General features: G+C 47.5%; 7 protein-coding genes. 3 read left to right on the top strand and 4 right to left on the bottom strand.

What is annotated here, in order from left to right; translation table 11 throughout:
* Positions 1-58: 58 nt before the first annotated feature.
* Positions 59-2,098, bottom strand: coding sequence for a PAS domain S-box protein (locus QT994_RS16275; protein WP_333176149.1), 2,040 nt, complete (start codon positions 2,096-2,098; stop codon positions 59-61).
* Between the two features lie 34 nt (positions 2,099-2,132).
* On the bottom strand, positions 2,133-2,288 hold the full coding sequence (locus QT994_RS16270) for a hypothetical protein (protein ID WP_333176147.1): 156 nt from the start codon (positions 2,286-2,288) through the stop codon (positions 2,133-2,135).
* A gap of 229 nt (positions 2,289-2,517) precedes the next feature.
* Between QT994_RS16270 and QT994_RS16265 the strand changes: the two genes are divergently transcribed.
* Positions 2,518-3,942 (top strand): diguanylate cyclase, encoded by a 1,425-nt coding sequence (locus QT994_RS16265; protein WP_333176145.1) that lies wholly within the window; start codon positions 2,518-2,520, stop codon positions 3,940-3,942.
* Between the two features lie 490 nt (positions 3,943-4,432).
* On the opposite strand, the gene QT994_RS16260 is transcribed toward QT994_RS16265, so the two are convergent.
* Positions 4,433-9,577, bottom strand: a complete 5,145-nt coding sequence (locus tag QT994_RS16260) for a CHAT domain-containing protein (protein WP_333176143.1) — start codon at positions 9,575-9,577, stop codon at positions 4,433-4,435.
* 205 nt (positions 9,578-9,782) lie between these two features.
* Between QT994_RS16260 and coaE the strand changes: the two genes are divergently transcribed.
* Both coaE and patX read left to right on the top strand, forming a co-directional pair.
* Entirely contained in the window at positions 9,783-10,520 is a 738-nt protein-coding gene (gene coaE, locus QT994_RS16255; RefSeq protein WP_333045806.1) for a dephospho-CoA kinase, read from the top strand.
* Between the two features lie 808 nt (positions 10,521-11,328).
* On the top strand, positions 11,329-11,532 hold the full coding sequence (patX, locus tag QT994_RS16250) for a heterocyst-inhibiting protein PatX (protein WP_333176141.1): 204 nt from the start codon (positions 11,329-11,331) through the stop codon (positions 11,530-11,532).
* 307 nt (positions 11,533-11,839) lie between these two features.
* Here patX and QT994_RS16245 read toward each other — a convergent pair whose 3' ends face one another.
* On the bottom strand, positions 11,840-13,246 hold the full coding sequence (locus QT994_RS16245; RefSeq protein ID WP_333176139.1) for a TldD/PmbA family protein: 1,407 nt from the start codon (positions 13,244-13,246) through the stop codon (positions 11,840-11,842).
* Between the last annotated feature and the right edge of the window lie 97 nt (positions 13,247-13,343).

The following is a 13,343-nucleotide window of genomic DNA, read 5'->3' as shown; positions in this document are numbered from 1 at the left end:
GGTTTTTAGCTGGCATTTTTGTAGAGATTGACTAAACTCATTTTTTATTATACCCTATTTAAAGGTACAACAGCTTACCCAGCAGATTGACTAAGACTTGATACAGTTTTTTCTCATCGCTATGTACAAATTGGGGCAGATTGGGTTCTCGCTCGACAATTAGTTTCAATCTTTTCGATTGGGCTTTAACTTGCAACATTTCTTCAAGAGAACTCAGCAATTTTTTTAGGTCAAAGTCAGAAAGATAGAGTGTTATCTGTCCGCTCTCTATTTTGGATAAATCTAAAATGTCGTTAATCAATTCCAATAAATGTGTGCCACTACGATTGACGATCCCAAGATCTTGTTGGAGTTCGGGAGTCAGAACAGGATCATAACTCATCAATTGCGTAAATCCCAAAATAGCATTGAGAGGAGTACGGAGTTCGTGGCTCATATTGGACAGGAACATACTTTTGGCTCGGTTTGCTGTTTCTGCTGCTTCTTTAGCTTGCTTAAGTTCCAACTCGGCTTGTTTACGATCGCTAATGTCTATTAAATATCCCAACATTTCCACTGGTCTACCTGCACGATCTCGAATTAGTCTGAGTTGACCGAGTATCCAGCGATAAACCCCATCAGAGCGACGAAGACGGTATTCATGGAAATAAAAATCATTGACGAATAGATTGTCTAAGCCATTAAGCACTCGTTCTACATCATCTGGGTGTAAGTTATGCACCCAAAATTCACCATCTTCTAAAAACGCCCTGCTTTCATAGCCCAATACATCTTTGATATTTTCGCTGATGAACGTTGCTGCATAATTGCCACCAGGTTTACAGCTAAAAATAACGACGGGGCTGTAGTTCAGGAGAAAGTTGAGGCGACTTGTGGTATCTCGCAAGGCTTGCTCAGCTTGTTTCAGCTCTGTCACATCCTCCTGAACCGCAACATATACGGTTCCATATTCAGGATGGTCAAACCTAGACGTATGAACTCTGCACCAAAAGAGAGTTCCATCTTTTTTCTTATTGTATACTTCATATTGTGCTTCTCCCTTCTGATCAATTTCAGTGACAATATCTAGCACGCTTGCGTCTGGTGTTAGCTGTTGATCGACATAATTCAAGACACCAACGGGTTGACCTGCGAGTTCGCCATCTGTGTAGCCAAACATAGAGTCAAATTTGGGATTGGTGTAGACGATCGTGAGGTCTGAGGCTTTAATTAAACACACTCCACCTGCCATGTTGTGGATAATAAGACTCTGAAGATCTAGCGTCTTTTGAGCTGCTTTGCGATCGGTAATGTCTTGGATCTGAGCAATAAAATGCAGTGGATTTCCCTGTTCATTTTGTACTAGCGAACCATTAAGAAGAATCCAAATTATATGTCCTTGTTTATGGAAATACCGTTTTTCCATTTGGTAAGTTGAAATTGTTCCTGCTAATAGCTGATGTACATAACTAAGATCCAGGTCTAAATCGTCAGGATGGGTAAGGTCTCCGAAAGTTAACGCTAACAACTCTTCTGAGGAGTAGCCAATAATTTGACATAAGGCAGGATTGGCTTTAACCCAGTACCCATCAAGTGAAACGATCGCCTTTCCAATAGACGCATTTTCAAACGCAGTGCGAAACTGCTCTTCACTATTTCTTAATGCCACCTCAATTTGTTTCCGTTCGGTTTCAACCCGCTTGCGATCGTGGATCTCCTTCTCTAAGGCTTGATTTGCCGCAATAAGTTGAGCTGGACTAGGTAAAGCTAAGGCTGATGGAATTAAAAACACTAGCTCAAATGCAGTATATATAGAAATCAGAGCAGTAATAGCTTTAAGTCCTCCCGAAAGCCAATAAGTAGGAAACCAAAGCGTCCAAATTTCCATGATATGAGTTGTACCACAGGCAATTATGAAGAGGCCAAACAGCAAAAAAACTTTCTGAAATGGAGTATCTTGGCGCTGTCGCACAAAGTAGATTAGCATGATGGGGATGGAGTAGTAAGCTAAAGCAATTAAACCATCGGATAAAATATGTAATCCTACTAAATTTGTTTGCCAGAGATAGCAGTGACCATGAGGAATGAATCCTCCCGTCTCAAAAAATTGTGTAATCATACCTAACCTGGATTATTCATGAGTGCTGAAGTGCTTAGCGATTGAGTTCTGCCATTGCCCGCTTCATCGTCGAAGTCTTACCGGGAAAAACGCTTTTGAGTAGGGAGATGTCAAATTGCCAACCCAGCAGCACGAGACATCCGATCGCAATGAGGAGTAGACTTGCCCTGTAAGAAATGTGGTTGTCCATAAACCGGCTGCTTGGGAAAAAAGGTTGTCCTGATGTTACGCGGAACGAAGAAAGGCAATCACGGAGGGATTATCCCTACCTGAACAAGTCAGATTTTGTAGCGGCTGTGCCACCGTGCCAGTCCTCGAACTCTGCGATCGCAGAACTTCTTTGTGCGTCAAGTGAGTTTATAACCTAATAATTCAACTATACTCTTATTCATAGGCTTATAATCCTCTGGTAAGGAAGTATGGAAAGCAGTAGGATTCTCGATAAAACTAGCGATAGAGTTAGCGATCCAGCTACCAACTACCGAGGCAATATTTTAATTGTTGACGATCTCCCTGATAACCTGCATCTTCTCAGCCGTACTTTGAAGAGACATGGTTATAAAGTTCGCAGTGTCACAACAGGCGCAATGGCGCTCCGAGCCGCCCAATCGCCATCGACGGAACTAATCTTACTTGACATTAAATTGCCTAATATTGATGGCTATGAAGTTTGTAAACAATTAAAATCTGACGAGCAAACCACAGGCATTCCAATAATTTTTTTGAGTGCTCTCAATGAAACTTTTAATAAGGTTGAGGGGCTTGCTGTGGGTGGGGTAGATTATATTTCTAAACCGTTTCAAGCCGAAGAAGTAATAGCTCGTGTCGAAACTCACCTAACCATCCGACGGTTGCAACAAAGCCTCCAAGAGCAGAATTTACGTCTCTTGAGAGAAATGGAAGAACGCCAACGTCTCGAAGCATCCCTCTTTGCCGAAAAAGAACTCGCTCAAGTGACTCTCCAATCGATTGGTGATGCAGTTATTACTACCAATGCTCAAGGTAAGGTGCGATTTTTCAATCCTATCGCTGAGCAACTGACAGGCTGGAAGGCTCATGAGGCTAAGGGACTCCCCCTGTCTACAGTCTTTGAAATTGTCAATGAAGTAACGCGAAAGCCAGTAGAGAATGCGATCGGCAAGGCTCTGTTTGAGAAGCGCATTGTGGGCTTAGCTAACCATACTATTCTCATTGCCCGCGATGGGACTGAGTATGCCATTGAGGACTCAGCAGCACCGATTCGAGACCGCCAAGGTCAAATTATCGGGGCAGTAATCGTCTTTCATGATGTTACCGAATCGCGCAATCTTGCTCGTCAACTCTCTTGGGAAGCCAGTCACGATGCTCTGACGGGTTTAATCAACCGTCGAGGATTTGAGCAGCTACTAATTGAGGCGATCGCCTCTGTTCAAGATAGCAATCAGCAGCACGCTCTCTGTTATTTAGATTTAGATAAGTTCAAAGTCGTTAACGATACCGCAGGTCATTGTGCTGGCGATGAGCTACTGCGCCAAATCACTACACTTTTACAAAAGGGAGTCCGCGCTAATGACATACTGGCTCGCTTGGGAGGTGATGAATTTGGTCTTTTGCTTACTAAATGTCCCCTCTCTAAAGCAGCTCAGATTGCGGAAAACCTCAAAGACATAGTGCATCAGTTTCGGTTTATTTGGGATAGCAAAACCTTTATCATCGGGATCAGTATTGGAGTTGTTGCCATTAACCAAGCCAGCCAAGATTTGAGGGAGGTTATGGGGGTGGCTGATGCAGCTTGTTATGCTGCCAAAGACAAAGGTCGCAACTGTGTTCATGTTTATCGTCTAGACGATGGCGAACTAATATAATTAGACAATGTGGTGAGAGGCACTAGATTTCCAACATCCGCCGTGCGTTACAAACCAATCGTTTTTGTCTCTACTCCCAAAAGATTGCCTCTATTACCTCTAACCCCTCATTAAAGCATTATGAAATTTTGTTAAGAATGCTCGACGAAAACGAAGAGAACGTGGCTCCCAATGAGTTTATTCTCACCGCCGATCGTTAGGGCTTAATAACCAAGAGCGATTGTTGTTGGGTAATCGAAACTTTTTGATTGAATTATCATAATTTATCGGGGCTAAAAGTTGTTAGTAAAGACTTGTATACGATCAATATTTCTGGCGCTAGCAGTCGAGTTTTTTTTTAATTTTTCTGGTTCCATTTTATCCCGTTTTCGATGTTGAGGTCGCAATCTCTAGTGTGAGTAACCGCACTTTTTTAGGTATTCCGATCCTCAGAGTTTTGCGACTTGTTCGATGTCGGTTTTTTGGGCGATCGCACCCTGTTCCTTCAGAATTACCACGGCGAACCGATCATGGTAAAAGCAGCCCAATAATAAGGATGCGACAAATTTCGATCGCCCCTGGCGGCCAACTCCGACGGTAAAGGCAGAGCTTGATTGTTGCCCGATCGTACCAAATAACCATCTTGCAACCGTACTTCACCCCGCAACATAGCCAACTGCGCTTGTCGCAAAGCCTCAGCCTTAATCGGCGCTGTACGCAACTGCTGGTAAAACTCAGTCATCAGCCCCAAAGTACCGACATCGCTGACATACCACAAACTCGCCAAAGCCGATTTTACCCCCGCGTGCACCGCCAACCCCGCAAACCCCAACTCAGCTTGTTCGTCTCCCACCGCCGTAGTACACGCACTCAAAACCAACAACTCCACCTGCGGGTTAGATAGCTTCAACTGATCCAACTGATTCAACCGCAACTTAGTATCCCAAAACTGAATGTAAGAATTTTCCGCCCCCCCAGGCTGAAAATCGCCGTGAGTAGCTAAATGAATAATTTTGTATTGCGATTGATTGCGCTTGTCCTTCAAATTTGCCAAAGTAAAAGCTTCGTTGAGAAAAGACGAACCCGGCCAAATCTTGCCCACAATTGTCGATATTTCCAACGGCACCGCAGGCAAAGGATTTTGATCGTATTTGGCAGGAAAATTCGACGCACCCATTGCTAACACTTCAGAACCCTTAACATCGGCATAGCGAGTATCAGTTAAACTCAAACTCGGAATCAGCCCCAAACTGTACTTTTCTACCAAAAAGTGCTTGCCGTCGTAAAGAGCAGCCAAAGGCAAAGTTCGCAAACCGGCATCCATCGAAAACACCAAAGTGTCAATCTTGTTAGCTTCCAATTCCGGTTGCAGCGGTGCAATTAACCACTGGTAAAGTTCCTCGGCAGGTTGCTTGTAGTCAGCAGCATTCAATCTCCTGGGAGATCTGATAGCATTAGTGAATTCTTTAGCAACTTGCAGCACTGTTTCGCGGCTTGCAGGCACGCTTTTAAAAACACTTTTGCCGTCTGGCAATAACAACACAAGTTCTAAATGTTTCTCTTTCGCCCACACGTAAAGGATGGCGGGTTTAACCCCAGTCAACCGATTGACGCTGCTGAGAGTATCTCGAATACTTTGCTGCGTCACTGACTTTTGACCGAGATTGCCCCCAAAGTAACGTTCAAATTCCCGTCCCTGAGTTATATCCCTTTGCTGCACTGCGTCGATCGGATTTATTTGCGCGATCGAACTCGATCGAGAAATCTCAGGAACCCTCACATTCCCAATACTTCCTGTACTCACCCCACTCGCAGGCTTCTGTGCAGTTGCCGCCCCGCTGCCGTTTTCTGTCGCCGTCGGTACACCCTGATGGTCTGTTAACACCGACTGCGACAGCAATACCGAGCCTGCCGCAGTCTCGCTCGAACCCGCCTCAACAGACGCACCAGCAGGTTCTGGCGAGACATTTGTGGTACTGCTCTTCGGCGTAGACGCTGCGGGGGCGAGACTCACCTGAGTCACAATTTGTTGAGAATTTGTGGTAGTTTTCAGTTCCACGGTGGTAGTTGGTGCCGGACTCGACACGATCGCCAGCGGCCCGATAGTAGTTGACGAGGTGGCAGTGTTCGACTTCCAGTTTCCCGTCCCAACAGTCGCCGCCGTGCAGGTTCCCGACGGGCAAGTGCTTTGAGAGAGCGTCAGCGAACCCGATCGAGCCAGCCCGTCTGTAGAAATGCTGACCTCGGCGCGATCGGCAGCCGTTCCAGTTCCCGCAGCCCGAAACGCTCCCCCAGCCTCGATTGCCACATCGCCGCCCGTATTGCCACGAGCTTTGATCGAAACAACTTCAACGTCTTTCTGCCCGGTAATCTTGCTCGAACCGGCACTTCCCGACTGCGAACTCGAGTTGATCACCCCTGTAACGATCCGGCCCGGCGCTGCAATCGAGATATCTCCCCCGCTTCTGGAACCAAAAGCATCGATGTTGCCGGTTGCTACCGCAGCGGCGCTGTCGATGTTGATATCGCCTGCCCCGGAAGCCGATCGAGATGAAAGCGTACCAGCGCTCAAGTTGCCTTGAGTGCTAGTGATGTTAATCCCTGCAGTCGAGGTAACGTCTCCGACGGCTACAGTACCGCCCATCAGAGCGATCATGGCGTTATCAGTTCCGACGATCGCACCCGTTCCCACGATCGCGCCGGAGCCCTTGGGCGATTGAATCGTCGTCGGATCTTGAAATGTCACCGCCACTGGCGTTGAATTCGGCGTTGAATTTTGCGTTGGAGAAGCAATCGAGATCACACCGCTACCGTCAGAACGGCCGATCGTGATCGAAGCAAACCCATTCCGAAAAGTGTTCAATTCAGCAGCCGTCAATTTCAAAGCTTCTGTATCGCCAGAACCTTGAATTATAATATTTTGACTTGGATCAGCCGGTTGCAGCACAAGATTGCCGTTGCTGGCGATCGAATTGTTGCCACCCGTCAAGTCAATTTCGTTGCCGGTTAAAGTAATATTTCCCGGTGTTTTCGAGCCACCAGCTTCGATCGCCCCTGCGGTAACTCCATTGAGGCCCGTCAGCGTCACATTCCCTGCGTGAGCGGCCCTGGTGTCGATCGCCCCTGCCGTCACCGTGCCCTCTGCAGTAACGCTAACATCTCCCGCCTCCGAGCCTGGCACTTTGGAAGAATTGACAGAAGAGTTGATGGTGCGGGCCGGAACAGTGCGTAGCTGAGCAGTTGTGACATTGCCCCTTGTGCTGGCGAGGCGAATTTCCTCACCGTTAGTAGAAATATTGCCAGTTCTGATATTGCCGTCAGCTTTGAGAGTAATTGAGGCATTGTCGGCCCCTGTCAAGGAATTTGTGGTAGTGATTGTTCCCAAACCCGCCGGCGATTGAATAATTAGCGGATCATAAAATGTGAAATCGTTGGCAATCAGAATTGAACCGATACCGTTGCTGCGGCCGATCGTAATTCCAGCAAACCCATTTTCCAAACTTCCGAGTTCGTTTGCCGTCAGATTCAAATAAATATTAGTGCCGACATCTCCAGAACCGCCGATGGCAATATTTTGACCGGGACTCCAAGGTTGCAGTACCAAAAAGCCCGTACCCCTGACTGAATTTTTGTCGCCTTTAAAATTAATTTCATCACCAGTCAAAGTAATGTTTCCCGACCCCCCTGCGACGAAGCTCACTCCCAGAACATTCCGAGCCGTCACAGTTACATTTCCCGTCGCTTCCCGACCGCTGGCATCAAGTTTTTGGGCCGTTACGTTCATGCCTTCAAGCAAAATATTCCCGCTGCTGCCGCTGCTGGGATTGGATGAAGAAATATTGTTGGCAACAGTCACACCCGGACTAATCAAACTAATATTTCCGCCGTTACTCGACAAATTGCCCGCAGTAATTTGACTTCCAGAAATGGCGATCGCACCGCCAGCCGTGCTAATTGTATCTCCAGAATTCATCGAAAAAACACCCGCGCCACTGCGATCGGCATCTGCTCTCAATGTTACCGAACCAGTAGTTGCTTGAAAGCTCAACTGATTGTCCGCCAAATCAGCAATTGTAATATCATTGAGCGCTTCGAGAACCACATTGGACGTAGCCGACAGACTTTCCAAAGCTCTCGCCGAAATTGTCAGCGAAGGCTCAGAATTCTTTTCCGATCCAGGTGGCGTTCCTGTTGCCAAAATATTATTGTTGGCAATAATTGCCGCATCGCCCGCAGCTTCTGGGGAATCTGTAATTAAGATATTGTCTGGATCTAGCAGCAAAGTCCCCAAACCGTTTGTCCCGGAAGTATCGACAGTACCGTTAAAAATCAATCTTTGCTTGCCCGAAACTTCCACAAACCCCCCAACACCTGCGGTTCCCGTTGCAGAAACGCCATTCGCGCTGATGCTGCCTAAAAATGCTGTTGTGTTGTCCGCCCAGACAAAAACTCTACCGCCGTTGCCTGATTCAGTTGCGTTGGCTGCGATCGAGCTTTGGCCATCCACGTAAGTCATCCTGGCATTCGGCACAGTTCCCTCGCCGCGGTAATCTCCCCCGATCCGCACCGTGCCGCCGCCGTCGGGTCCCGAAGCCTCAATCTTCGCTCCAAACAGCCCTACCTTGTCGCCCAACACGTTGACAGTTCCTCCCGCGCCCTCCCTGGCAGACACCTTCGCCTCACCCGATAACAGCGCAGTTCCAGCACCTGCAGGCACTGTTTGACCACCTGTGAGCACGACTTCACCTTGAGCGTTCGTAGTTATACCCGTAGCGTTAGCCACGCCGGGGCCCGAAAGCAGCCGAGGTAAACTCTGGGGAGAGAAGGGAAGAGTTTCCGAACCCGACACTCCCGCAGCCGGAGAAACTTCTAAACTTAGCAAAAGTCCGTTTTGGCTCAACCGCACCAGATTTTCGCCCGGGACAGCCGCCACAGTAATTTGACCGCCCGGGGCGGAAAGTTGCCCTGTACTGATGACCGTACCGCCCAGCAAAGTCAAATTTTGCCCTGTGCCGACAGCCAAGTTACCGGCATTGACAATACTCCCTGGCTGTGAGCCAAAAACAAAAGCATTCGGCGTTCCGACTAGGGCTGCGTAGTCGTTCGCCCCTGTACTGTTGAACCAACGGTCGTCAAAACCGATACCGCTAGCGGTGGTAGCAAAAAAAGACCCCGACACATCGAGTCGGGCATTTGCTCCGAAGATGATGCCTGCGGGATTCATCAGCAACAAGTTAGAATTGCCCCCGCTAACTTGAATTAGACCGTTAATTAAGGAAGCGTCGCCACCGACAACGCGGCCGAGGATATTTTTAACGGTTGGGTTGGAGATGAAATTAGCAGTTTCGCCAGAATTCAGATTGAACCGAGTAAAACTGTGGAACAAATTTGCTCCGTCTCTGGAGGTAGTGCCGCCTTTAATGTCGTAGCGAGGAGGCGACCCTGTACCTGGGGCGCTGACAGCGGTTCCGGTGCCGTCTGGGGCTGGAATAATAGATTGTGCGGCAGCAATTTGAGATTGGGGATAAATTGCCACGAGTACCCATCCGTTGCTGTTTTCTTTGAGGAAAACCAGGTTGGGGAAAAAATCTAATATCAAAAATCCAGCCAGGGGAATTGCTGCCAGAATCGACCGCACAGCACGTTGAGCCTTCATAAGTTTGCCTCGGTCTAGACCTTAATTCGAGTTTAAAATTGAGATTTTAGGTAAAAAAGAGTCGATCGCACCCCAATGCTGACACTTCCTAACGCGAACTCTCGATCGCAAATCTTAAATTTTAAGTCTAAATTTGATTGTGTCACCAACATAGCAAAGACTGACAGTAAGTGTCGAAACACAGGAATTTTCAACAGATAAAATTATGAGCGATCGAATTGTCCGTCTGATTGGTTTAACTGGGGGCATCGCCACCGGTAAAACCGCTATATCTAATTATCTGGCAGATGCCTGTGGATTTCCGATTTTAGATGCCGATATTTACGCGCGCGAAGCTGTGAACCCCGGTTCGCCAATACTTGACTCTATTGTAAAACGATACGGCGCGGGTATTTTGCTCCCGGACGGCAATTTAAATCGGTCCGAGTTGGGAAGTATTATTTTTTGTAACGCAGACGAGCGGCAGTGGTTGGAACAACAGATTCACCCTTACGTGCGCCACCGATTAGTTGAGGAAACTCAAAGCTGCATTGCTGCATCGAGTTTGGTATCCCAGCACACACAGAATTTAGGTACAAAGACTCAAGAAACCGGGTTTTTTCACCCTCATCAAAAGCTAGAACGAAGTATTGTTGAAAAAAAACCCGGTTTCTGCGCCCCGACTGACACGTTGACTTTGGTTTTGGTAGTGCCGCTGCTGTTTGAAGCTAATATGACTGACTTGTGTACCGAAATTTGGGTGGTGTACTGTTCACCCGAAGTGCAGTTAGAACGACTAATGCAACGAGACGGCTTGAGTTACGATCGAGCTAATGCCCGCATTAACGCCCAGTTGCCACTAGCTCAAAAATGTCAACAAGCTGATGTTATTTTGGACAATTCGTCCACCCTCGACGCGCTATTCCTGCAGGTAGATGTGCAAGTCAGTCGCTTTGAGATTTGATATTTGAGATTGACTCCACGATAGCGGTTTTAAAACCAGGTTTTTTTACTTTCTGCGGGCCAGTTCGATTTGAGAGTTGAGATTGAAGATTGACTCCACGATTTTGTGAACGGGCTTTTTCCCCCAACCGCTTTCGACTCCTCCTTCGGAGTGGCGCGTAAGCCCTCTTGTCACAAAGCAAAATCAGAAAAGTCAGAAAAGATCAGAAAAAATAAGAGCTTCACAATTTATTTAAAAATACAATAGCAACCATTTATGAAGTTAATGTAAAAAATTAGGCATTGCCCGCTTTAAGAAATCTCATTCACCAAGATATTTATATGTAAGATGCTGAGGGCGCGCCTCGGTACTCTTATGTTGTGTCTTTAATCCCCGGGTTGCCGCGTCACATCAATAAATTATGAACTTAATCATAAAAGTAGTAAAACTTTACAATTAGCGGTTTTTGTTTCCTTGTTGGAAGACTGTTTCAAGAGAATTCCAGGGGTGATACCCTTTTAGATTTTAGATTTTAGATTGGGGAATGATTTATAACTACCAGGGTTGGGAATATGGCCATAGAAGAGTAGCATTATTTTTTGGAACATGGTCTTGAATTCGGCTGGTTGCCCGCCAGTAGCAGAGAACTAGAAATTACCAGCGAACAAGCGAGCTAGAGTATGGATTTCACCAGCTTTTAACCACAAATAAAAAAAATTGTAGGGCCCATCACTTACTAATGGATGATTTCGTCACAATTATTTTTTTTATCCTGATAGCAGAGTAGAGACTGCGTATCAAGAGGGGGAAAATACAAACACCAAAATTTATGATGCGCGTTTACTCTTCCATCCTGATGTCAAGCCTTTTACTGAGCGGCACCGCAGTTAACGCTCAAAGCTTAGAAACTCGATCGACCTTTTTTGATCAAGACAACCCTACTCCAGATATTTTAACCACTCTAGCTGGCACTCCGACCTTTGACGCAGATACCGGTAAAGATGAGCCGCCACCACGAGGCGCCGGGAGATAAAGCCGAAAAAAGCGATAATTGCAGGGAATTAAGGGGATGATGGGAGAATATAAAATTGGGAGAAAAAGAGAAAAATTGAAGATTTCGAGCCCTTAATTGGGGAATTACGTACTGCGTACCAAAAAACCGATTTTTTAGCCGTATTTGACGACTCCAGACATAATTTTTGGCTATTCCGGTTTTTTTGCCCAATATCCTCAAAATATCAGACACCACAAACGGGCGCGAAATGTTGCACTCAAAAAATAAAGGTAAAGCGCGAGTAGGCATCTGGCGCTTTACCTTTATTTTTTAAACTTTTACACCTTTAATCTTCTTCCGCAGCTTCGCCACCAACAACGACATCGCGAATCCGCAAACTCGGGCCGCCACAGCCGACGGGCAAACCGCTTTGCCCTGCCTTGCCGCAGCCGCCGGATTCATCCCAGTAGAAATCGTCGCCGATCGCCTCAATATCGGCTAAAGTGCTGAAAACATTACCCGAAAGAGTAACATCCCGCACCGGATTGTCTAGTTTTCCGTCGCGGATCATCCAAGCTTCGCCGGCACTGAAAGTAAACATTTCGCCGTTAGTCATGCCGCCTTGCCAATTGCGCGCATAAACTCCTTCTTTGATACCAGAAAATAAGTCAGCAACTGGCGTGTCACCCCGTTCGATCCAAGTATTCGTCATGCGGACGATCGGCGGATAATGATAATTCAAACAGCGAGCATTGCCAGTAGGCGTTTCTCCCAACTTGCCCGCCGTTTCCCGCGAGTGCAGCCGCCCGACTAAAGCGCCGTCTTTTATTAACTGAGTAGTAGTCGCGGGAGTGCCTTCGTCGTCGTAGAAATAACTGCCCCGGTGTCCCTCTGGTGCTGCACCGTCAAAAATTTGCAAGTTTTTGGGGCCGAACTGGCGCCCAAGGGTCATAATTTCCAAGATGTCTGGATTTTCGTAGGCCATGTCGGCTTCGGAAAGGTGTCCGAAGGCTTCGTGGACGAATAATCCGGTCAAAATTGGGTCGATGACGACGGTGTAGGTGTTGCCTTGGACGGGGGGTAAGGCTAGGGAATCTACGGCTCTCTGCGCGGCGCTGCGAACTTGAACATCGAGATCGGTTAAGTCTTCGTAAGCTTTGCGGGAACCAGTGGTTTCGCGGCCTGTTTGTACGGTTTCCCCGCTGCGGGCCGTGGCGGCAAACCGCATTTCCATGTCTGCCCAACCTTGTTCGAGCATGGTGCCTTCGGAGGTTGCGAGGATCATCCGCTGGGTGCTGTCGCCGTAGCGCACGGAGATTGTGGCGATGCGGGGGTCAATGCTGCGGAGGATGGCCGCGTAGCGATCGCACAATTGCTTTTTGTCAATTAGGGGAACCAGACGGGGGTCTGTTCCTGTCAGCGGCAGCAAGCAAATGTCTTGTACTGGGGTAACAGGCGCGAGAATCGTTTCTTCTTCGCCGATCAGTTTGGCCGCGGCGATGGCTTCTTCGATTCTTTCGGCGAGGGTGGAAAGTCGGTTAAAACTTGCAAAGCCCCAGCCACCTTTGTGACAAGCTCTGACTTGGCCGCCAATTGAGACTCCTTCGCTGAGGGTTTCAATTTTTTCGCCCCGCAGCAGGATGTCGGTGCCTTCGGCTTCTTCCAGTCGAATTGCCAGATAATCGACTTGGTTGCGATAGCGTGCCATTAAGTCTGACAGCAGATTTTTCGAGTCGGCGATCGAGGTGGGCATAAGGAAAGCACGGTGTTTAACTTACTTCATTTTGCACTTTTGTCAGGGCGATCGTGCAAAATATCGCCCCAAGCGCGGAGATTGCGACTTATTGGTA

The sequence above is a fragment of the Microcoleus sp. S13_B4 genome, assembly GCF_036700885.1.
Lineage (GTDB): Bacteria > Cyanobacteriota > Cyanobacteriia > Cyanobacteriales > Microcoleaceae > Microcoleus.
The sequence above is the reverse complement of the archived record's forward strand: the minus strand, read 5'-3'. Positions and strand labels throughout refer to the sequence as shown.